20 protein-coding genes are annotated in these 22,208 nt (G+C 69.5%); 10 read left to right on the forward strand and 10 right to left on the reverse strand.

Translation table 11 applies throughout. From position 1 onward, the window contains the following. Window position 1 precedes the first annotated feature (1 nt). Window positions 2–1,537 (forward strand): glycerol kinase GlpK, encoded by a 1,536-nt coding sequence (glpK, locus tag IF188_RS09450; RefSeq protein WP_191171534.1) that lies wholly within the window; start codon window positions 2–4, stop codon window positions 1,535–1,537. A 7-nt stretch (window positions 1,538–1,544) separates the two neighbouring features. Here glpK and IF188_RS09455 read toward each other — a convergent pair whose 3' ends face one another. The 10 genes from IF188_RS09455 to sdhC all read right to left on the reverse strand — a co-directional run bounded on the left by IF188_RS09455 (window position 1,545) and on the right by sdhC (window position 11,041). Then, a complete protein-coding gene (locus IF188_RS09455) occupies window positions 1,545–2,405 on the reverse strand; it encodes an Fpg/Nei family DNA glycosylase (protein WP_191171535.1) in 861 nt (286 codons plus the stop codon). Window positions 2,406–2,455: 50 nt separating this feature from the next. Then, window positions 2,456–3,022: a GNAT family N-acetyltransferase gene (locus tag IF188_RS09460; RefSeq protein ID WP_191171536.1), complete on the reverse strand. Its 567-nt coding sequence runs from the start codon at window positions 3,020–3,022 to the stop codon at window positions 2,456–2,458. A 14-nt stretch (window positions 3,023–3,036) separates the two neighbouring features. Further along, window positions 3,037–4,044, reverse strand: a complete 1,008-nt coding sequence (gene trpS / locus IF188_RS09465; RefSeq protein ID WP_191171537.1) for a tryptophan--tRNA ligase — start codon at window positions 4,042–4,044, stop codon at window positions 3,037–3,039. Between the two features lie 48 nt (window positions 4,045–4,092). Continuing rightward, window positions 4,093–4,959, reverse strand: coding sequence for an exodeoxyribonuclease III (locus IF188_RS09470; RefSeq protein ID WP_191171538.1), 867 nt, complete (start codon window positions 4,957–4,959; stop codon window positions 4,093–4,095). Window positions 4,960–4,989: 30 nt separating this feature from the next. After that, window positions 4,990–6,222, reverse strand: coding sequence for a YihY/virulence factor BrkB family protein (locus tag IF188_RS09475; protein WP_191171539.1), 1,233 nt, complete (start codon window positions 6,220–6,222; stop codon window positions 4,990–4,992). Between the two features lie 28 nt (window positions 6,223–6,250). Further along, window positions 6,251–7,429: an MFS transporter gene (locus IF188_RS09480; protein ID WP_224751674.1), complete on the reverse strand. Its 1,179-nt coding sequence runs from the start codon at window positions 7,427–7,429 to the stop codon at window positions 6,251–6,253. A 94-nt stretch (window positions 7,430–7,523) separates the two neighbouring features. Further along, window positions 7,524–8,297 (reverse strand): succinate dehydrogenase iron-sulfur subunit, encoded by a 774-nt coding sequence (locus IF188_RS09485; protein ID WP_191171541.1) that lies wholly within the window; start codon window positions 8,295–8,297, stop codon window positions 7,524–7,526. After that, complete coding sequence (sdhA, locus tag IF188_RS09490; protein ID WP_191171542.1) at window positions 8,297–10,120, reverse strand: succinate dehydrogenase flavoprotein subunit; 1,824 nt, start codon at window positions 10,118–10,120, stop codon at window positions 8,297–8,299. The genes IF188_RS09485 and sdhA overlap by 1 nt, the downstream gene beginning before the upstream one ends. A 40-nt stretch (window positions 10,121–10,160) precedes the next feature. Continuing rightward, a complete protein-coding gene (locus IF188_RS09495) occupies window positions 10,161–10,610 on the reverse strand; it encodes a succinate dehydrogenase hydrophobic membrane anchor subunit (protein ID WP_191171543.1) in 450 nt (149 codons plus the stop codon). Then, window positions 10,610–11,041, reverse strand: a complete 432-nt coding sequence (gene sdhC, locus IF188_RS09500) for a succinate dehydrogenase, cytochrome b556 subunit (RefSeq protein ID WP_191171544.1) — start codon at window positions 11,039–11,041, stop codon at window positions 10,610–10,612. Before sdhC ends, IF188_RS09495 begins: the two co-directional genes overlap by 1 nt. Window positions 11,042–11,284: 243 nt before the next feature. Here sdhC and IF188_RS09505 point away from each other — a divergent pair, with 243 nt between their 5' ends. From IF188_RS09505 to IF188_RS09545, 9 genes are all read left to right on the forward strand, one after another. Beyond that, window positions 11,285–12,448 (forward strand): endo-1,4-beta-xylanase, encoded by a 1,164-nt coding sequence (locus tag IF188_RS09505; protein ID WP_191171545.1) that lies wholly within the window; start codon window positions 11,285–11,287, stop codon window positions 12,446–12,448. A 69-nt stretch (window positions 12,449–12,517) separates the two neighbouring features. After that, window positions 12,518–13,633, forward strand: a complete 1,116-nt coding sequence (locus tag IF188_RS09510; RefSeq protein WP_191171546.1) for a mannose-1-phosphate guanylyltransferase — start codon at window positions 12,518–12,520, stop codon at window positions 13,631–13,633. Window positions 13,634–13,866: 233 nt separating this feature from the next. Further along, complete coding sequence (locus IF188_RS09515; protein ID WP_191171547.1) at window positions 13,867–15,015, forward strand: BMP family lipoprotein; 1,149 nt, start codon at window positions 13,867–13,869, stop codon at window positions 15,013–15,015. Between the two features lie 93 nt (window positions 15,016–15,108). Next, window positions 15,109–16,629 (forward strand): ABC transporter ATP-binding protein, encoded by a 1,521-nt coding sequence (locus IF188_RS09520; protein WP_191171548.1) that lies wholly within the window; start codon window positions 15,109–15,111, stop codon window positions 16,627–16,629. Then, on the forward strand, window positions 16,626–18,026 hold the full coding sequence (locus tag IF188_RS09525; protein WP_191171549.1) for an ABC transporter permease: 1,401 nt from the start codon (window positions 16,626–16,628) through the stop codon (window positions 18,024–18,026). The genes IF188_RS09520 and IF188_RS09525 overlap by 4 nt, the downstream gene beginning before the upstream one ends. Next, window positions 18,023–19,303, forward strand: a complete 1,281-nt coding sequence (locus IF188_RS09530; protein ID WP_191171550.1) for an ABC transporter permease — start codon at window positions 18,023–18,025, stop codon at window positions 19,301–19,303. Before IF188_RS09525 ends, IF188_RS09530 begins: the two co-directional genes overlap by 4 nt. 8 nt (window positions 19,304–19,311) lie before the next feature. Further along, entirely contained in the window at window positions 19,312–19,713 is a 402-nt protein-coding gene (locus IF188_RS09535; protein WP_191171551.1) for a cytidine deaminase, read from the forward strand. Continuing rightward, a complete protein-coding gene (locus IF188_RS09540) occupies window positions 19,710–20,999 on the forward strand; it encodes a thymidine phosphorylase (protein WP_191171552.1) in 1,290 nt (429 codons plus the stop codon). Before IF188_RS09535 ends, IF188_RS09540 begins: the two co-directional genes overlap by 4 nt. Window positions 21,000–21,071: 72 nt before the next feature. Continuing rightward, window positions 21,072–22,187: an adenosine deaminase gene (locus tag IF188_RS09545; RefSeq protein WP_191171553.1), complete on the forward strand. Its 1,116-nt coding sequence runs from the start codon at window positions 21,072–21,074 to the stop codon at window positions 22,185–22,187. The last annotated feature ends 21 nt before the right edge of the window (window positions 22,188–22,208 follow it).

Consider the following 22,208-nt stretch of genomic DNA (forward strand, 5'->3'; position numbering starts at 1 on the left):
GTTGTCCGACCACGTGCTGGCGATCGACCAGGGCACGACCTCGACCCGCGCCATCGTGTTCGACCGGGAGGGCGCGGTCGTCGCCGTGTCGCAGCGCGAGCACGAGCAGATCTTCCCCCGCGCCGGCAGGGTCGAGCACGATCCCGTCGAGATCTGGACGAGCACCGAGTGGGTCATCGCGTCGTGCCTGACGCGAGCACGGATCACGGCGGCCGACGTCGCGGCGATCGGCGTGACGAACCAGCGCGAGACCGCCATCGTGTGGGAGAAGCGCACCGGCCGCCCGGTCCACAACGCCATCGTGTGGCAGGACACGCGCACGCAGCCGCGCATCGACGCGCTGAGCGCCGAGGGCGGCGCCGACCGGTTCGCCGACGTCACGGGGCTGCCTCTCGCGACCTACTTCTCGGCCTCGAAGGTGGCGTGGATCCTCGACAACGTGCCCGGCGCCCGGTCCGCCGCCGAGGCGGGGGAGCTGCTGTTCGGCACCCCCGACACGTGGGTGGTGTGGAACCTCACCGGCGGCGCCCGGGGCGGCATCCACGTCACCGACGTCACCAACGCGTCCCGCACGCTGCTCATGGACCTGCGCACGCTCGACTGGTCCGACGAGCTGCTCGCGGTGTGGGGCATCCCGCGCGCGATGATGCCCGAGATCCGCTCGTCGTCCGAGATCGTCGGCCACTCACAGCTCCCGTCGGTGCTCGACGGCGTGCCGATCGCCGGCATCCTCGGCGATCAGCAGGCGGCGACCTTCGGCCAGGCCGCGTTCGACGTCGGCGAGTCGAAGAACACCTACGGCACGGGCAACTTCCTCCTCGTGAACACCGGGACCGAGATCGTGCGGTCGGGCAGCGGCCTCATCACGACGGTCGGGTACCGCATCGGCGACGAGCCCGCGCACTACGCTCTCGAAGGGTCGATCGCGGTCACCGGGTCGCTCGTGCAGTGGCTGCGTGACAACCTCGGCATCATCCAGCGCTCCGAAGACGTCGAGAGCCTCGCCGCCAGCGTGGACGACAACGGCGGCGCCTACTTCGTCCCGGCGTTCTCCGGCCTGTTCGCACCCTACTGGCGGCCGGACGCACGCGGTGCGCTCGTCGGGCTCACGCGCTACGTCAACAAGGCTCACATCGCCCGCGCCGCGCTGGAGTCGACGGCGTTCCAGACTCGCGACGTGATCGACGCCGTCGTCGCCGACACCGGGCGCACGCTCGCAGAGCTGCGCGTCGACGGCGGCATGACCCGCGATGACCTGCTGATGCAGTTCCAGGCCGACATCCTCGGCATCCCGGTCGTGCGGCCGAAGGTGGTCGAGACGACCGCTCTCGGCGCCGCCTATGCCGCCGGCCTCGCGACCGGTGTCTGGCGCGACCTCGACGAGCTGCGCGCGCACTGGCGCGAGGACGCCCGCTTCGAACCGCGCATGCCGACGGACGAGCGCGAGCGCCGGTACCGGCAGTGGCGAAAGGCCGTGTCGAAGTCGCTCGACTGGGTCGACGAGGACGCCCGCGTGCTCATGCACACCGAGGGCTGAGTCCCGCCTACTTCAACAGGCGCGACAGGCGCCGGTCGGCGAGGATCTTGCCGCCGGTCTGGCACGTCGGGCAGTACTCCAGCGAGTTGTCGGCGAAGAACACGCTGCGCACCTCGTCGCCGCAGACCGGGCAGGCCTCGCCGCGGCGGCCGTGCACCTGCATGCCGCGCCGCTTGGCGTCCTTGAGGTCGGCGGGAGGCTTGCCGGATGCCTCGGCCACCGCATCGCGCAGCGTCGAGGTCATCGCGTCGAACAGGCGGCTCACCTCGTCGTCCCCCAGCGAAGAGGCCAGCGCGTACGGCGACATCTTCGCGGCGTGGAGGATCTCATCGGAGTACGCGTTGCCGACGCCGGCGATGATCGACTGGTCGCGCAGCACACCCTTGATCTGCGTGCGGCGGCCGGCGAGCAGCGCGGCGAAGTCGTCGCGGGTGAATGAGGCGTCGAGCGGGTCGGGGCCGAGTCGCGCGATGCCGGGGACGTCGGCGGGCTCGCGCGCCACGTAGACCGCGAGGGACTTCTTGGTGCCCGCCTCGGTCAGGTCGAACCCGGCGCCGTCGGACAGTCCCACCCGCAGTGCGATCGGCGTCTTTCCCGGGCGGATGATCGTCTTCGGCAGCTCGTCGTACCACCGCAGCCAGCCCGCCTTCGCCAGGTGGAAGACCAGGTGCGGGCCCGTCGTCGAGAGGTCGACGAATTTGCCGTGACGCGCGGCGCCCGTGATCTCCTGCCCGTGGAGCGCGTCGATCGGCGGGTCGTAGGTCTTGAGCGCGGCGATGTTCGCGACGGTGGCGCGCTCGATGTGCACGCCGGCGAGCCGGTCGCCGAGGAAGTCGACGAGTCCCTGCACCTCGGGCATCTCGGGCATGCGCTCATCCTGCCATGCCGCGCCGACACGGTGTCAGCGGAGTCCGCGGGTCACGCCTCCAGCACAGGCCAGGGCTGCGGCGTCCGGTCGTCGGCCACGAGCAGTCCCGCGATCCAGCCGTCGTCGCGGCCGCGCGGCCCGACGAGCGCCTGGCGCAGCAGTCCCTCGTAGCGGAACCCGAGCGCCCGGGCGGCACGGGCCGACGCGATGTTGCCGGCCACGGCACGCCACTCGATCCGCACCAGCCCCAGTCCGTCCGGGGCGAATCCCCAGTCGATGACCGCGCGTGCCGCTTCGCGCAGCTGCCCGCCGCCGCGGGCGTCAGGCGAGATCCAATAGCCGATCTCTCCCGAGCCCTTTCCATCGATGCGGTAGAACCCGATCGTTCCGACCAGCCGCTCGCCCTCGCGGATGACCCAGGTGAGATGGATGCCGCTCTTCCAGTCCTGCGGCACGCGCTCGACGAAGGCCTCGGCATCGCTGCGGCGATACGGCGAGGGCACCGGGGTGAAGCGCTGGATGTCGGCATCCTGACACGCCGCGTACAGGGCGTCGACGTCGCCCGCCTCGGGCAGCGACAGCTCCAGTCGAGCCGTGCGAAGCGTGACCGGTTCCATCTCGGCGGGGCGCGTCAGCGCGCGCGGCGCAGCAGGCCCACCTTGTCGTAGACGTCGGCGAGAGTGCGATCGGCGACCTCTTCGGCCTTGGCGGCGTTCGCGGCCAGCACGCGGTCGAGCTCGGCGGGATCGTCGAGCAGCTCCAGTGCACGCTCGCGCACCGGCCCGAACTCGTTCACGACCACCTCGGCGAGGCCCTTCTTGAAGTCGCCGTACCCGCGGCCCGCGTACTCGTCCTCGATCGCGGGGATCTGACGGCCGGTCAGGGCGGCGTAAATCACGAGCAGGTTCGAGACGCCGGGCTTGTTCTCGCGGTCGTAGCGCACCGAGCCCTCGGAGTCGGTGACGGCCCGCATGACCTTCTTCGCCGACTTCGACGGCTCATCGAGCAGCCACAGCACGCCGGCGTCCGACTCGGCAGACTTCGACATCTTGGCCGTCGGGTTCTGCAGGTCGTAGATGCGCGCGGTGTCCTGCTGGATCACCGGCATCGGAACGCGGAAGGTCTGGCCGAACCGGCCGTTGAAGCGCTCCGCGAGATCACGGGTCAGCTCGACGTGCTGCTTCTGGTCGTCGCCGACCGGCACGATGTCGGTCTGGTACAGCAGGATGTCGGCCGCCATCAGCACGGGGTAGGTGAACAGGCCCACCGACGTCGCATCCGACCCGTAGCGCGAGGACTTGTCTTTGAACTGCGTCATGCGGCCGGCCTCGCCGAAACCGGTGATCGTCGACAGGATCCAGGCCAGTTCGGCGTGCGCCGGCACGTGCGACTGCACGTACAGCGTGGACTTCGACGGCTCGATGCCCGCGGCGATGTACTGCGCCGCGGTGCGCCGGGTCTTCTCGCGCAGGTGCGCGGGGTCCTGGGCGACGGTGATCGCGTGCAGGTCGACCACCGAGAAGAACGCGTCGTATGACGCCTGCAGATCGCGCCACTGCATGAGCGCCCCGATGTAGTTGCCGATCTGCAGGGAATCGGCCGAGGGCTGCATGCCGGAGTACAGGCGCGGTTTGCTCATCGTTCAAGTCTATAAAGCGGATGCCGGCGGCCAGCGCCGGCCCCGGACTCAGCTGCCGATCGTGTAGTCCGCGACGACGGGGGCGTGGTCGCTCCACCGGGTGTCCCACGATGCGGCGCGCGCCACGCGGTAGTCCGTCACCCGTTCGGCGAGCTGCGGAGTCACGAGGTGGTAGTCGATGCGCCAGCCGGTGTCGTTGTCGAACGCCTTGCCGCGACTCGACCACCATGAATAGGGGCCGTCGACCTCGCCGTGGAACCGGCGGCCCACGTCGATCCAGCCGAGCCCTGTGCCCACCGACCCGTCGACACCGGTCACCTGCGTACCCGACTCGCCCAGGATGCGATCGAAGTAGGCGCGTTCCCTGGGCAGGAAGCCGGCCCTCTTGACGTTGCCCTTCCAGTTGCGGATGTCGAGCTCGCGGTGCCCCACGTTGAGGTCGCCCATGACCACGGCGAGCGGCCGCTCGGCAGCGAGCCGCGGCATCCGCTCCTCCATGGCATCGAGGAACGCCCATTTCGCGTCCTGCTTGGGGGTGTCGGCCTCGCCGCTGTGGACATACGCGCTCACGACGGTGAGCAGCTCGCCGTCGATCTCGAAGTCCGTCTCGATCCACCGGCCCGCCCAGTGCGTCCGGTCGACGCCCTCGAGAGCCTCGGGACCGAGCACGGGCCGCACCGCGACCGCCGGCATCCGGCTCACCACGGCGACACCGGCGCGTCCCTTCGCGATGGCTTCGTCGTTGACGATCTGCCAGCCGGGAAGAGCCGCGTGCAGCTGCTCGGCCGTGGCCCGCACCTCTTGCAGCGCCATGATGTCGACATCGGCCCCGTCGAGCCACTCGATCATGCCGTTGCGGACGGCGGCGCGGATTCCATTGACGTTGACAGAGGCGATGCGAACGCGGCGAGACACGCCCGCCAGACTATCCGGCACCGCCGACATTCAGCGGTCGCGCGGCGGCTTGCCGGCGGACGTCGGCGTGGGGGGAGTGGATGCCTCGACCTGCGAGAGCTCCTGCTCGGCGGCCCGCACCGCACGGTCGGCGGCCCACGCCTGGTACCAGTTCGCCGAGTCGCGCGCCTGCTGTGCCGTGCGCAGCCGCACCCGCGCGGCGACGAGGAGCGCCTGGTGCTCGGCCGCGAGGCGCTCGGCCTCGGACTGCGGGATCAAGGGGACGTCGGCATCCTTCGCGGCGACCGCGACCCACGAGGCGGCGACCAGCATGATGATGCCGATGATGCGGAACCACAGCAGCAGCGCGATGAAGATCGCGAACGTGGCCAGCAGGGCGTTGGTCGGCGTGTAGACCAGCAGCCAGCCGGTGAACAGCTGCAGCACGGTGATCGCGCCGCCGCCGAGCAGCGCGCCCGGCCAGATGCGGCGCCACTTGAGCTGCGTGCCGGTGAGGAAGCGGATGAGCGCCGCGAGGGCGCCGCTGAAGATCGCGAACGAGATGATGACCGAGCCGATGCGGGTCGCGAGCCGGTACCAGTCCGACACGTCGCTCCACCCGAGCCAGTCGAACACCAGCCCGAGCGCCCAGGTGCCGAGAGTGGTGGCGGCGAAGCCGAGGAGGAGCGCGACGGCGAACAGGAACGCGCCCAGGAAGTCACGCGCCTTCAGCAGGAAGTAGCTGCGCAGATCAGGCGGCAGACCGAAGATGTCGCGCACCGCGCGGCGGGCGAAGGTGATGAACCCGATGGCGGTCCAGAGCAAGGTGCCGAGGGCGATGACACCGGTGATGCCGAGGGCGGTGGCGCTGCTCGTCGCGACCGCGGCGACCTCCTGCTCGCTGAACACGCCGCTCGGCCCGATCAACCCCGGAATGTAGCTGTTGAGCAGCTGGACGAGCCAGTTGATGGCGCTTTGGCTCGCCCCCAGCCACAGCCCCACGATCGCGAACGCGACGTAGATCCCCGCGAAGGTCGCGAACAGTGCCTGATAGCTCACGCCCGCCGCGAGCAGGAACCCGTTGTGCTGCAGGAAGTGACGCCATACCCGCACGGGGAACCATCCCAGCGTGCGTCTGGTCAGCGCGCTCGCCTTGCTGATCGGCTCGTCGAAGCGTTCACGCAGTCCTTCCTGCGTGGCCTCCCAGCGCGCGCGCAGCGACTCCTCCTCGCGTTCGGCCGCATCCGCCTGTACGCGGTTCTCGCCGTGGCGCTTGTCGGTCACGGAAGCCAGATTATCGATGGATGCCGCATCACGCGGCCGGCGCCGCGCTCGCGCGTGCGGCATCCTTCGCCGAAGCGGACGTGCGGAACCAGCGCAGCACGAACAGCACCGACAGCAGCACCACGGCGGGGATCAGGAATCCGAGGCCGAGCCCTGGGCCGCCCGCGAGCACGCCGACGAGCACTGCGCCGACGATGACGCCCGCGTAGTTGAAGATGTTGACTCGGGCGATGACCTGGTCGCTGTGCGCGGGGTCGAGCTCGCCCGCCGCGCCGAATGTGACCGGCACCACCGCGCCGACCGCGACGCCGGCCAGGGCGAAGCCGGCCACGGCGGCCGCCGCGAAGGGGAGGAGTGCCACCAGCAGGCAGCCGACGATCGAGACGAGGGTCGCGATCAGCACCAGCCGAACGCGGCCGACGATCGGCAGCAGGCGGTCGGTGGCAAGCCGCGTGACGAGGATGCAGGCCTGGTAGACGGCGTAGCCGAGAGGGGCGACCCACGCCAGCGCCTGCAGGTTGTCCTGCAGGTAGACGGTGCTCCACGTGCTGACCGACGAGTCGACGACGAACACGGCCAGGATGACGAGGCCGAAGGCCCAGATGCCGGCGCGGGGGAGCCTCGAGCGCTCGGCGGCGGGCAGCGCCTCGTCCACCGGCACGTCCCGTGCGAACAGCCGGGTGCCCACCAGAGCGATCGCGAGGATCACGAAGGCGGCGACCGTGATCGCGACGCCGGCGCCGACGGCGGATGCCGCCACGCCGGAGACCAGCAGCGCACCGGCGATCGCCGCGGCCGTGTAGCCCGCGAAGAAACCGCCCATGAGCGAGCGTCCGTAGGAGCGCTGCACCAGCACGCCCTGCATCGCCGAGGCGGCGTCGACGCAGCCGAGTCCGACCCCGTAGACGGCGAGGGCGCCGACGAACACCGCGAACGGCGTCTCGAACGCCACCACGGGCAGCAGCGCGGCCTCGATGATGAGGCCCGTCGCGAGCGCCGCACGGCTTCCCCAGCGCACCGCCACGACGTCGGCGAGCACGGATCCGAGCGCTGCGGCGACGCTCACGCCGAGGAGGATCAGCGAGATCGTCATGTCGTCGATCTGCTGACGCGCCTTCAGCGCGGGCAGCGACGTGACGAGCACGGCATAGCCGAGGGCCTGGGCGGAATAGGCGGCCGTGACGGCGACACGCGAGGCACGAGGCATCCGCCCGACTTCACGCTGTTCCCGGTCGCTCCGTTGCGACGTGGTCATCTGGGTCCCTCTGTGCGTCAGCGGCGAGCCGCGCGGACGCGCGGGCTCATCGGGCTCCGCCCCGCAGGACGGCCTGCTTGACCTCGGCGATCGCCTTGGTCACCTCGATGCCGCGGGGGCATGCCTCGGTGCAGTTGAAGGTCGTGCGGCAGCGCCACACGCCCTCTTTGTCGTTGAGGATGTCGAGGCGCACATCGCCGGCGTCGTCGCGCGAGTCGAAGATGAAGCGGTGCGCGTTGACGATCGCGGCAGGGCCGAAGTACTGGCCGTCGGTCCAGAAGACCGGGCACGAGGACGTGCACGCGGCGCAGAGGATGCACTTCGTCGTGTCGTCGAAGACCTCACGGTCGACGATCGACTGGATGCGCTCCTTGCCGGCCTCGGGCTTCGAGTTCGCGATGAGGAACGGCTGCACCTCGCGGTACGACGCGAAGAACGGCTCCATGTCGACGACGAGGTCCTTCTCCAGCGGCAGGCCCTTGATCGCCTCGACGTAGATCGGCTTCGAGATGTCGAGGTCCTTGATCAGCGTCTTGCAGGCCAGACGGTTGCGGCCGTTGATCCGCATCGCGTCCGAGCCGCAGATGCCGTGGGCGCACGAGCGGCGGAACGTCAGCGAGCCGTCGACCTCCCACTTGATCTTGTGCAGGGCGTCCAGTACGCGGTCCGTCGAGTACAGCTCGACGTCGTAGTCCACCCAGCGCGGCTCCTCGTCGACCTCGGGGTCGAAGCGACGGATGATGAACGTGACGAGGAACGACTGGATGCCGGTGTCGTTGGTGGTCTCGGTAGCGGAATCCGCGTCGGCGACGAGCGTCATCAGTACTTCCTCTCCATCGGCGGGTAGTTCAACTCGCCCTTCTCGTTCTTCGTGAAGACGACGGGCTTCCAGTCCAGGGTGATGTGGTCCGCAGCGTCCGAGGAGTGCGGGTCGCCCGACAGGTACGCCATGGTGTGCTTCATGTAGTTCTCGTCGTCACGCGTCGGGAAGTCGTCCCGCATGTGGCCGCCGCGGCTCTCTTTGCGGTTGCGCGCGGCGTAGACGACCACCTCGGCCAGGTCGAGGAGGAATCCGAGCTCGACGGCCTCGAGCAGATCGGTGTTGAACCGCTTGCCCTTGTCGTCGACGTGGACGTTCTTGTAGCGCTCGCGCAGCTCTTCGATGACCTCGAGCACCTCGCCGAGGGACTCGTCGGTGCGGAACACCTGGGCCTTGCGGTCCATCTCGTCCTGCAGCTTCTTGCGCAGCACCGCGATGCGCTCGGTGCCCGCGTTGTTGCGCAGGCCCTCGATCAGGCCGCGCACCTCGGCGGCCGGGTCGTCGGGAAGCGCCACGAACTCGGCGGTCTTGACGTACTCGACCGCGTTGCGGCCAGCGCGCTTGCCGAAGACGTTGATGTCGAGCAGCGAGTTGGTGCCCAGCCGGTTCGAGCCGTGCACCGAGACGCACGCGCACTCGCCGGCCGCGTACAGGCCTGGCACGACGGTGGTGTTGTCGGCGAGGACCTCGGCGTTGTTATTGGTCGGGATGCCGCCCATCGCGTAGTGCGCGGTCGGCATGACCGGGACGGGCTCGACGACCGGGTCGACGCCCAGGTACGTGCGGGCGAACTCGGTGATGTCGGGGAGCTTGGTCTCGAGGACCTCTGCGCCCAGGTGCGTGCAGTCCAGCAGCACGTAGTCGCGGTGGGGGCCGGCGCCGCGGCCCTCGGCGACCTCTTGCACCATGCAGCGGCTCACGATGTCACGGGGGGCGAGGTCCTTGATGGTGGGCGCGTAGCGCTCCATGAACCGCTCGCCGGTGACGTTGCGCAGGATCGCTCCCTCGCCGCGCGCACCCTCGGTGAGCAGGATGCCGAGCCCGGCCAGTCCCGTCGGGTGGAACTGGAAGAACTCCATGTCCTCCAGCGGCAGGCCCTTGCGCCAGATGATGCCGACGCCGTCGCCCGTGAGCGTGTGGGCGTTGGAGGTCGTCTTGAAGATCTTGCCGAAGCCGCCGGTCGCGAAGATCACGGCCTTGGACTGGAAGACGTGCAGCTCGCCGGTGGCGAGCTCATATGCGACGACGCCCGCGATCTGCTTGTCCTTGCCCTCGCCGACCGTGACCAGGTCGAGGACGTAGAACTCGTTGAAGAAGTTGATGCCGAGCTTGACGCAGTTCTGGAACAGCGTCTGCAGGATCATGTGGCCGGTGCGGTCGGCGGCGTAGCACGCCCGGCGCACGGGGGTCTTGCCGTGGTCGGCGGTGTGGCCGCCGAAGCGGCGCTGGTCGATCTTGCCGTCGGGCGTGCGGTTGAACGGCAGACCCATGTTCTCGAGGTCGATGACCGCGTCGATGGCCTCTTTGGCGAGGATCTCGGCCGCGTCCTGGTCGACGAGGTAGTCGCCGCCCTTGACGGTGTCGAACGTGTGCCACTCCCAGGAGTCCTCTTCGACGTTGGCCAGGGCCGCCGCCATGCCGCCCTGCGCCGCACCGGTGTGCGAGCGGGTCGGGTAGAGCTTCGTGATCACGGCGGTCTTCGCGCCGGGGCCTGCTTCGATGGCGGCCCGCATGCCGGCGCCGCCGGCGCCGACGATCACGATGTCGAACTGGTGGTAGTGGACGCCGTCCTTGACGTAGGAGTCGATGGTCTCAGTGCTCACGCTGATGCTTTCGATGGTCGATGCCGGGGATCGCCCGACGCTATCCGCAGATTCCGATGATGACGTCCGACGCGGTCTCGGGGTCGAAGCCGATGCACGGGTCGAACGTGAACACGACGAGCGTGCCGAGGACGATCAGGAACGCGGCGGCGAGCCACAGCGCCCACACCAGCACGCGACGCGTGCCGTTGTGCGTGACGTAGTCGTTGACGATCGTGCGCATGCCGTTGGCGCCGTGGATGAGCGCGAGCCAGAGCATGAGGACGTCCCACCACTGCCAGAACGGGGTGGTGTACTTGCCCGCGACGAACGCGAAGTCGATGCCGTGGATGCCCTCGCCCACCATGAGGTTGACGAAGAGGTGCCCGAAGATCAGGACGACGAGCAGCACGCCGGAGGCGCGCATGTACATCCAGCCCCACTTCTCGAGGTTGGGGCCCTTGCGGCGGACGGCGGCGCGGGGTGCGCGCGGATCGGCGATGGCGGTCATCAGTGGCCCCCTCCCGGCGCGAACGCGAGCATGAGGTGACGCGGGGCGAAGCCCAGCATCGTCACCGCCCACAGGCCGATGACGCCCCACCACAGCTGGCGCTGGTGACGCGTCGCCCACGGCCAGAAGTCGACCAGGATGATGCGCAGCCCGTTGTACGCGTGGTACGCGATCGCGGCCACGAGAGCCACCTCGCCGAGTGCCATCACCGGATTCTTGTACGTGCCGATCACCGCGTCGTACGCCTCGGGAGAGACGCGGATCAGCGCCGTGTCGAGGATGTGCACGAGAAGGAAGAAGAAGATCGCGACGCCGGTGATGCGATGCAGCACCCACGACCACATGCCTTCGTTCCCGCGGTACAGGGTGCCGCGCGGGACTCGGGAAGTGGTCTCGGATACCGACGGTGTGACGCGTGCTGGTGCAGACACGGCCGTCCTCCCTGATTGGAACCTGTGTGTTTCATCCTATTCCCGTCGGGCTCGACTGGGCGATTAGGTCGGCCTAACTTATCTCGACGTCGAGAGATCTTCGCCCGGGTGGACGCGATCGTGGAAAACCTGACGAAACCTTTTGCCCTCCGCGGCCACGGCTCCTAGCGTTTGTTGCGCACACGAACATATGCGTCGCCCGGGTGACGGATATGGACCGACAACGATGTCAGGAGATCTCCCATGCGCCGATCGATCAGATCACTGCTGGTGGCCACGGCCGCCGTCGCTCTGGTGCTGCCTCTGTGGGCCGCGCACGCCGCGAGTGCCGCGCCTCCCGGATTCAGCAACGCCGACAAGGACGCGCTGCGCAATCAGGCACCGCGCGACCTCGCCGTCGGCAGCGCGGTCTGGGCTCAGCAGCAGCTGGTGGGCTACGACCGCAAGGCGCCAACCGAGTTCCAGCAGGTGCTCGCCGGCCAGTTCTCGTCGCTGTCGCCGGAGAACGACATGAAGTGGGATGCCGTCCACCCCGCGCCGGACGTGTACGACTTCACGTCCGCCGACGCGCTGGTCGCGTTCGCCAAGGCCAACCACCAGCAGGTGCGCGGCCACACGCTGCTGTGGCACAACCAGAACCCGGCCTGGGTCACAGCGGCGAGCGCGACGTGGACGTGCGACGATGCGCGTGCCGTGCTCGAGGACCACATCCGGACCGTCGTCGGCCACTTCAAGGGCGAGATCTACGAGTGGGACGTCGCGAACGAGATCTTCCAGGACGAGTGGGACAACGGCGGGGTGCGGCTGCGCACACAGGCGAACCCCTTCCTCAAGGCGTGCGCGGACGACCCGGTCGCCCTCCTCGTGGACGCGTTCCGCTGGGCGCACGAGGCGGACCCCGACGCGGTGCTGTTCCTCAACGACTACAACGCCGAGGGCATCAACACGAAGACCGACGCCTACTACGCGCTCGCGCAGCAGATGCTCGCCGACGGCGCGCCGCTCGGCGGCTTCGGCGCCCAGGGCCACCTGAGCCTGCTGTACGGATTCGACACCTCCATCCAGGCCAACTTCGAGCGCTTCGCAGACCTGGGGCTGCAGGTCGCCGTGACCGAGGCCGACGTGCGCATCCCGCTCCTCGACGGCCAGACCGGCCCGACGCCTGAGCAGATCGCCGTGCAGGCCGAGCGCTACGACGCGATGCTGCAGGCCTGCCTGAACGTGACCGCCTGCTCGTCCTTCACGGTGTGGGGCTTCTCGGACGCGTACTCGTGGGTGCCCGGCGTCTTCCCCGGTGAGGGCTGGGCGACGATCACCGACGAGGAGTTCACGCCGAAGCCCGCCTTCGACGCGCTGCTCGAGTCCCTCCGCGACGCGACCCCGGGCACCTCGCCGCGGGTCGGCTGAACCGCGCGCGGCGACGACGGGCACGGTTCCGTCGTCGCCGCGCCGAACCCGGCGGGTAGCCTGAGACGCATGTCCGGCCCCATCGAAGACTTCTACGCCGTCATCCCCGCCGGCGGCATCGGCAGCCGCCTGTGGCCGCTCTCGCGAGCCGACGCTCCGAAGTTCCTGCACGACCTCACCGGTTCCGGCCACACGCTGCTGCGCGACACCTGGAACCGGCTCGAGCCTCTCGCCGGCCCCGATCGCATCGCCGTCGTCACCGGCCGCGCCCACCGCGCCGCCGTCGAGAAGGAACTGCCCGGGATCGCCGACCTCAACGTCTTCCTCGAGTCCGAGCCGCGCGACTCGACGGCCGCGATCGGTCTGGCCGCAGCGATCCTCTCGCGCCGCGAGCCCGATGTGATCATCGGCTCCTTCGCCGCCGACCACGTGATCCGCGTGCCGCAGCTGTTCGACTGGGCGGTGCGCCAGGCGGTCGCGACGGCGCGCGAGGGCTACATCTGCACGATCGGCATCCAGCCCTCGGAACCCTCGGTCGGCTTCGGCTACATCAAGAAGAGCGACGCGCTCGAGATCGACGGCGCCCCCGAGGCGGCACTCGTGGAGAGCTTCGTCGAGAAGCCGGACCTCGAGACCGCGAAGGAGTACTTCGCCGACCGCAACTACCTGTGGAACGCCGGCATGTTCATCGCGCGGGCCGACGTGCTGCTGGGCGAGATCGCCGAGAGCGATCCGCATCTCTACGCCGGCCTGATGGATCTCGCAGAGGCGTGGGACGACCGCGAGGCGCGCGGACCGGTCGTCGACCGCGTGTGGCCGACGCTCACCAAGATCGCGATCGACTACTCCGTCGCCGAGCCCGCCGCCGCGAAGGGACGCCTGGCCGTCATCCCCGGTCACTTCGACTGGGACGACGTGGGCGACTTCGCCAGCCTCGCCAAGCTCAACTCGCACGGCCGCAAGAACGATCTGGCGATCCTCGGCGAGAACGCCCGCATCCTCTCCGACGCGGCCAGCGGAATCGTTGTCAGCCAGACGCGCCGCGTGATCAGCCTCATCGGCGTGCGCGACATCGTCGTCGTCGACACCGAGGACGCCCTGCTGGTCACCACGAGCGAGCATGCGCAGCGGGTCAAGGGCGTGGTCGACGCGCTCAAGCTCAGCGGGCGCGGCGAAGTGCTCTAGACGAAGTGCCGGACCGGCCCGCACACCACTGCGCTCATCGCTCCGCGCCGGGCGGAGCCTCGGGCACGCGGGCCCTGCCGGGCGCCCGGCATCCCGTGCTCATCTGAGCACCATATTGCGGTCTTGCAACATTTCGCGAACAGGGCGTCGCGAAGCATGCAACCGCGCCGACACAGTGTGTAACTTGATGCAGTCCCCGTGAAGGACGCGGGGGGAATCCTGTGGAGGCTGAGTTGACCATCTCACGCACCAAGAAGCTCGTCGGCGTCACCGCCGCCGCGGGCATCCTGCTGGCCCTCGCGGGCTGCGGCTCCGCGCCCGAAGACAACCCGACCAGCACGGGCGACGCCGGTCCCAAGGTCGAGGGCTTCACGCCCTGCATCGTCTCCGACGACGGCGGCTTCAACGACAAGTCGTTCAACCAGTCCGCGCTCGAGGGCATGCAGAAGGCCGCCAAGGAGCTCGGCGTCGACCTCAAGCAGGCCGAGTCGGAGTCCGCCAACGACTACGCCCCGAACCTCGAGAACCTCGTGGCCGACGGGTGCACGTTCATCATCTCCGTCGGCTTCAAGCTCTCCGCCGCGACGGTCGACTCGGCGCTGGCCAACCCCGACCTCGAGTACGCCATCATCGACGACTGGGCCGACAACAAGGGCGCCAAGAACGACGACGGCACCGACAAGGGCGACGGCAAGACCGACGCCCCGAACATCAAGCCCCTTCTGTTCGACACGGTCCAGGCCGCGTACCTCGGCGGCTACGCCGCGGCAGCGTGGTCGGCGCAGTCGGGCGTCAACAGCGTCGGCACGGTCGGCGGCATCCCGATCCCGCCGGTGACGATCTTCATGGACGGCTTCATCGACGGCGTTGAGAAGTACAACGAGGACAAGGGCGCCGACGTGGCGACCTACGGCTGGGACGTCGACGCGCAGACCGGTCAGTTCACGAACAACTTCGACGCCAACGACGACTCGAAGCAGGCGATGCAGACCGCGCTCGACCAGGGCGTCGACGTGCTGCTGCCGGTCGGCGGCCCGATCTACCAGAGCGCCGCGCAGGCCATCCGCGACACCGACAACGGCGCCGTGATGCTCGGTGTCGACTCCGACATCGCCGTCAGCGACCCCTCGGTCGCCGACCTGGTGCTGGTCTCGATCATGAAGCGCATCGACTCCGCGGTGTACGACGCGACGATGGCGGCCGCGAACGACGAGTTCGACGTGGCACCGTACGTCGGCACGCTCGAGAACGACGGCGTGGGCCTGTCGTCCTTCCACGACTTCGAGTCGCAGCTGCCCGACGGGCTGACCGACGAGCTCGACGCGCTGAAGGAGCAGATCATCTCGGGCGACCTCGAGGTCACCTCGCCCAGCTCGCCGTAATCCGGACGATGACGCAGCCGCGGCCGGGGGGATCCTCATCCTCCCGGCCGCGGTTCTTCCTCGCCCGATCACTCAATCGCTAAGGTGCACAGTATGAAGCTCGAGCTCCGTGGAATCACGAAGCGGTTCGGGTCTCTCGTGGCCAACGACCACATCGATCTCGTGGTCGAGCCCGGTGAGATCCACGCTCTCCTGGGGGAGAACGGCGCCGGCAAATCCACCCTGATGAACGTCCTGTACGGCCTGTATCAGGCGGACGAGGGCGACATCCTGCTGGACGACGTCGTTCAGCACTTCCGCGGACCGGGCGACGCCATGGCCGCGGGCATCGGCATGGTGCACCAGCACTTCATGCTCATCCCCGTCTTCACCGTCGCCGAGAACGTCATGCTCGGCCACGAGTCGACCAAGGGCCTCGGCGCCCTCGACCTCAATGCGGCGCGCCAGCACGTGCGCGACGTCGCAGCCCGGTTCGGCTTCGAGATCGACCCCGACGCGCTCGTCGGCGAGCTGCCCGTGGGCGTCCAGCAGCGCGTCGAGATCATCAAGGCTCTGGCACGCGACGCGAAGGTGCTCGTGTTCGACGAGCCCACCGCCGTGCTGACGCCGCAAGAGACCGACGAGCTCATGGCGATCATGCGGCAGCTGCGCGACGAGGGCACGTCGATCGTGTTCATCACGCACAAGCTGCGCGAGGTGCGCGCGGTCGCCGACCGCATCACGGTCATCCGGCTCGGCAAGGTCGTCGGCGAGGCGTCGCCGACCGCCTCCAACGCCGAGCTCGCCTCGCTCATGGTCGGCCGTGCGGTCGAGCTGACCGTCCACAAGGACCCGCCGCGCATCGGCGACGGCGTCGGCCTGCAGGTCGACGCGCTGCGCGTCATCACCGCGGACGGCGCCGTCGTCGTCGACGACGTGACGTTCGACATCCGGCCCGGCGAGGTGCTCGCCGTCGCCGGCGTCCAGGGCAATGGTCAGACCGAGCTCGTCGAGGCGATCGTCGGGCTCGCGGACCGCGTGAGCGGCTCGGTCTCGCTCGGCGGGGTCGAACTGGTCGGCAAGAGCATCCGCGGCATCCTCGACGAGGGCGTCGGGTTCGTGCCGGAGGACCGCACCGAGGACGGCCTGGTCGGCACCTTCACGGTGGCCGAGAACCTCATCCTCGACCGCTCCGGCGACCGCGCGTTCGTCAGCGGCGGCACGATCCGCCGCGCCGCACTCGACGAGTTCGCGCAGGCGCGCATCGCCGAATACGACATCCGCACACAGGGCGCCGGCGTGGCCGCGGGCACCCTGTCCGGCGGCAACCAGCAGAAGGTCGTCATCGCCCGCGAGATGAGCCGCGACCTGAAGCTGCTCGTGGCCGCCCAGCCCACGCGCGGCGTCGACGTCGGATCGATCGAGTTCATCCACCAGCGCATCGTCGAGACCCGCGACTCGGGCGTGCCCGTGCTCGTCGTCTCCACCGAGCTCGACGAGGTGGTCGCCCTCGCCGACCGCATCGCGGTGATGTACCGCGGGGCGATCGTCGGCATCGTCCCCAGTGACACGCCCCGCGACACGCTGGGCCTCATGATGGCGGGCGAGTCGCCCGAGAGCGGAGCAGCCGCGTGAACGACGAGTCCACGGGATCGACTCCCGGCGCCTCCGACGCAGGGCACGGGCTTCTGCCCGAGCAGCTGCCGTCGGTGTCGGGTCCCCTCACCGGTTCGCCGGACCTGCCCGCTCCGACGCCTGACGCACCCGGCGCCGCCGACGGCGAGGTCGCACCGCCGCCGCGTCAGAACGTGTTCATCAAGGAGCTGCTGCGCGGCAGCGCGGTCACCACGATCCTCGCGATCGTCGCGGCCATGGTCGTCGGCGGCATCCTGATCGCGTTCACCGACGAGGACGTGCGCTCGGCATCGGGCTACTTCTTCGCGCGGCCCGGCGACACGTTCGTGGCGATCTGGAACGCGGTGTACGGCGGCTACGAGGCGCTGTTCCGCGGGTCGATCTTCAACGCACGCGCCCATGACTTCGCGACGCAGATCCGTCCGCTGACGAACACGCTGGGCTTCGCGGCCCCGCTGATCGCAGCCGGACTCGGCGTGGCGCTCGCGTTCCGCGTGGGCCTGTTCAACATCGGCGGTCGCGGCCAGATGCTGATCGGTGCGGCGACGGCGGGCCTCGTCACCTTCCAGCTCGGGCTGCCGATGTGGCTGCAGCTGCCCGTGACGCTGCTGGCCGGCATCGCAGGCGGTGCGATCTGGGGCGGCATCGTGGGTCTGCTCAAGGCCCGCACCGGCGCTCACGAGGTGATCCTCACGATCATGCTCAACTACGTCGCGCTCTACCTCGTGATGTGGCTCGTGCGCACTCCCGGCCTGTTGCAGGCGACCGGAAGCAACCAGCCGATCTCGAACCCGACGCCCGGCAACGCGCAGTTCCCCGAGCTGTTCGGGCCGCGGTTCCCGCTGCTGGACTGGGGCTTCGTGATCGTCATCGCCGCGACGGTGTTCGTCTGGTGGCTCGTCGAGCGCTCCAGCCTCGGCTTCCGTTTGCGCGCGGTGGGCGAGAACCCGCACGCCGCGCGCGCCGCCGGCATCTCGGTGCAGCGCATGTACATCTACGCGATGCTGTTCGCCGGCGGTCTGTCGGGCCTGGCCGCGATGAACCAGATCCAGGGATCGGTGGTCAGCGGCTTCGACGCCTACATCGACGCCGGGATCGGATTCGACGCGATCACCGTGGCGCTGCTCGGCCGCAGCCGCGCATGGGGCACGTTCGCCGCGGGCATCCTGTTCGGCGCACTCAAGGCCGGCAGCTTCACGATGCAGACGTCGCAGGGCATCCCGGTCGACATCGTGCTCGTCGTGCAGTCGCTCATCGTGCTGTTCATCGCGGCACCGCCGCTCGTGCGCACGATCTTCTTCCTGCCCAAGACGGATGCCGAGAAGGCCGCCAAGGCGCGCGCGAAGGCCGCCAAGCGACCTGCTGAGCCCCAGAACGAGAAGGCGGTGTCGGCATGACCTCCGCAGCCGTCGTCGACCACCCCGTCGCCGCCGCGGCGCCGGTGAAGCTGCGCCACTTCAAGCTGGCGATCTCGCTCGGCATCGTCACGGCGCTGCTGGCCCTGCTGTTCCTGGCCGCGCCTCGCAGCGGCGAGAGCCGGTTCCGTCTCGGCGACCCGCGCTCCTCGCTCGACCTGCCCACGGTCTCCGTCCCGACGGCGGCGACCAGCTGGGCGGTGTGGGTGATCCTGCTGCTGCTGACGCTCTACGCGTTCTGGGCCGCCTACACCTACCGGCGCCCCGGGCCCTGGCTGGCGATCGTCTACGGCGTGCTGGGCGTGTTCGCGTTCCTGGTGTGGGCCGCCTCCGACGGCCTCGTGCCGGTCACCGGCCTGCTGTTCGGGGCCGTGTCGCTGTCGATCCCGCTGATCTTCGGCGCGCTCGGGGGTGTCATCGGCGAGCGGTCCGGCGTCGTCAACGTCGCGATCGAGGGTCAGTTCCTCTTCGGCGCCTTCGTCGCCGCCCTGCTGTCGAGCATGACGCGCAACCCGTTCGTCGGCCTCGTCGGCGCGATGATCGGCGGCGTGCTGGTGGCGTTCGTGCTGGCGGCGTTCTCGATCAAGTACCTCGTCGACCAGGTCATCGTCGGTGTCGTGCTCAACGTGCTGGTCGCCGGTCTCACCGGCTTCCTCTACGGCGCGCTGCTGGTGCCGAACGAGCGGACGCTCAACAGCGCCGTCGTCTTCGAGCGCTGGAAGATCCCGCTGCTCGGCGAGATCCCGATCATCGGCCCGGTGCTGTTCAACCAGACCTTCATCGGCTACCTGATGTACGTGACGGTCGCGCTCGTCGCGTGGGGTCTCTACCGCACCCGCTGGGGACTGCGGCTGCGCGCGGTCGGCGAGCACCCGCAGGCGGCCGACACCGTCGGCATCCGGGTGAACACGACCCGCTTCTGGAACGTCTCGCTGGCCGGCGCGATCGCCGGCATCGGCGGCGCGTACTTCACTCTCGTCTCGGTGCCGCAGTTCACCAAGGACATGACCGCGGGCCTCGGCTTCATCGCCCTCGCCGCCGTCATCTTCGGCCGGTGGGACCCGATCCGCGCGACGTTCGCGGCGCTCCTGTTCGGCTTCGCGACGAACCTCCGCAACCTGCTCTCGGTGCTGGAGACCCCCATCCCCGTCGAGTTCATGGCGATGCTGCCGTACGTCGTCACGATCCTCGCGGTGGCGGGCTTCGCCGGGCAGATCCGCGGTCCCGCCGCCGCGGGCAAACCATACATAAAGGGATGATCCGACCCGTGACCGACATCGACTGGGATGAGCTGCGCAACGCGGCGACCGATGCCATGCAGCGCGCGTACGCGCCGTACTCGCGCTACAAGGTGGGGGCGGCCGCCCTCGTGACCGATGGGCGCATCGTGACCGGCTGCAACGTCGAGAACGCGTCGTACGGTGTCGGCCTGTGCGCAGAGTGCGGGCTCGTGACCGACCTGCAGATGTCGGGCGGCGGCGGGCTCGTGGCGTTCGTGTGCGTCAACGGCCACGGCGACACGATCATGCCCTGCGGCCGCTGCCGCCAGCTGCTGTACGAGTTCGCGATCCCTGGCATGCTGCTCGAGACCGTATCGGGCATCCGCACGATCGACGAGGTGCTGCCGGACGCGTTCGGCCCGCGCGACCTCGAAGAGGCCGCCCGATGACGCCCGAGGCCTACGACGCGGTCGACGTGATCCGCGCCAAGCGCGACGGGGGAGCGGTACCCGAACCGGCGCTGCGCTGGATGGTCGACGCCTACACGCGCGGCTACGTCGCGGACTCGCAGATGGCGGCGTTCGCGATGGCGGTGCTGCTCAACGGCATGACGCGCGACGAGATCCGCGTGATGACCGACGCGATGATCGCGTCGGGCGAGCGCATGAGCTTCGCGGGCCTGGGCAAGCCCACGGTCGACAAGCACTCCACCGGAGGCGTCGGCGACAAGATCACCCTGCCGCTCGCGCCGCTGGTCGCCAGCTTCGGTGTCGCGGTGCCGCAGCTGTCCGGCCGGGGCCTCGGCCACACCGGCGGGACGCTCGACAAGCTGGAGTCGATCCCCGGCTGGCGCGCGGCACTTTCGAACGACGAGATGTTCGCGCAGCTGCAGGGTGTCGGCGCGGTCATCTGCGCGGCGGGATCGGGCCTGGCGCCGGCCGACAAGAAGCTCTACGCGCTGCGGGACGTCACCGGCACGGTCGAGGCGATCCCGCTCATCGCGTCGAGCATCATGTCGAAGAAGATCGCGGAGGGCACCGACTCGCTGGTGCTCGACGTCAAATTCGGCTCGGGCGCGTTCATGCAGGACATCGACCGCGCCCGCGAGCTCGCCCGCACGATGGTGGAGCTCGGCACGGACTCGGGCGTGGCGACCACGGCCCTGCTCACCGATATGAACACGCCCCTGGGTCTTGCCATCGGCAACGCCAACGAGGTGCGCGAGTCGGTGGAGGTGCTCGCCGGCGGCGGCCCTGCCGACGTCGTCGAGCTGACGGTCGCGCTCGCGCGCGAGATGCTCGCGCTCGCGGGTCAGCCCGACGCCGACGTCGAGGGCGCACTGCGTGACGGCCGTGCGATGGATGCCTGGCGCGCGATGATCATCGCGCAGGACGGGGATCCGGATGCCGCCCTGCCGGAACCGAACGAGACGCACACGGTGACGGCATCCGAGGCCGGGTACGTCACCCGGATCGAGGCGCTCCCGTTCGGCATCGCGGCCTGGCGGCTGGGTGCCGGGCGTGCGCGGGCACAGGACCCGGTGCTGCACGCCGCCGGCATCGATCTGCACGTCAAGCCGGGTGACCAGGTGGCCGCAGGACAGCCGCTGTTCACCCTGCTGGGCGAGGATGCGTCGAGGTTCGAGCGTGCGCTCGAGGCCGTCGAGGGCGCATGGTCGATCGGAGCGGAGGCGCCGGCCGCCACGGCCCTCGTCCGTGAGCACATCACTGCTTAGACTGTTCAGTCGCGCCGGTGCGCGGCATCCACCTCTCATCCACCCCCTGCGATCGCACTCGAGGAGAACCCCATGCCCATCGACCAGCACGGCGACGCCATCCTCGACGGGGTCTCCCTCCGCAGCCTGCCGAAGGTCTCGCTGCACGACCACCTCGACGGGGGACTGCGCCCGGGGACGATCATCGAGCTCGCCGACGCGATCGGCCTCGAGGTGCCCGAGTCCGACCCGGACGACCTCGCGGACTGGTTCGCCGACAAGAGCGACTCCGGCTCGCTCGTCGAGTACCTGAAGACCTTCGACCTGACGACGGCGGTCATGCAGACCCGCGAGGGGCTCACGCGGGTCGCCCGCGAGTTCGTCGAGGACCTGGCTGCTGACGGCGTCATCTACGGCGAGGTGCGCTGGGCGCCCGAGCAGCACCTGGGCCGCGGCCTGTCGCTCGACGAGGTCGTCGCGGCCGTGCAGGAGGGCATCGAAGAGGGCGAGGACGCGGCCGAGAGCCGCGGCCACGACATCCGCGTGGGCCAGCTGATCTCGGCCATGCGCCACACCGATCGCTCGCTCGAGATCGCGAAGCTGGCGGTGGAGTGGCGCACCCGCGGCGCGGTCGGCTTCGACATCGCCGGCCCCGAGGACGGCTTCCCGCCGTCGCGTCTGCGCGAGGCGTTCGACTACCTGGCGTCGGAGTTCTTCCCCGCGACCGTGCACGCCGGCGAGGCGGCGGGGCTCGACTCGATCCGCTCCGCGCTGATCGACGGCCGCGCGCTCCGTCTCGGCCACGGCGTGCGCATCGCCGAGGACCTCGAGGTCGTCTCGCGCGCGGGCGAAGAGGTGCTCGTGCAGTTCGGCGATCTGGCGCGCTGGGTGCGCGACCGCGAGATCCCGCTGGAGCTGTCGCCGTCGTCGAACCTGCAGACGGGCGCCATCGAGCGCTGGGGCACCACGATGGAGGACCACCCGTTCGACCTGCTGTACCAGCTGGGCTTCGCCGTGACGGTGAACGTCGACAACCGCACGATGAGCCGCACCTCGCTCACGCGCGAGCTGGCGCTGCTCGCCGAGACGTTCGAGTACGGCCTCGACGACCTCGAGGCCTTCCAGCTCAACGCCGCGGCCGGCGCGTTCCTCCCCGTCGAGGAGCGCGAAGAGCTGATCGACCTGATCGCCGAGGGCTTCGACGCGTAGTCCCTGAGCGTCGTGGAGAGT

The sequence above is a fragment of the Microbacterium helvum genome, from assembly GCF_014779795.1.
GTDB lineage: Bacteria > Actinomycetota > Actinomycetes > Actinomycetales > Microbacteriaceae > Microbacterium > Microbacterium helvum.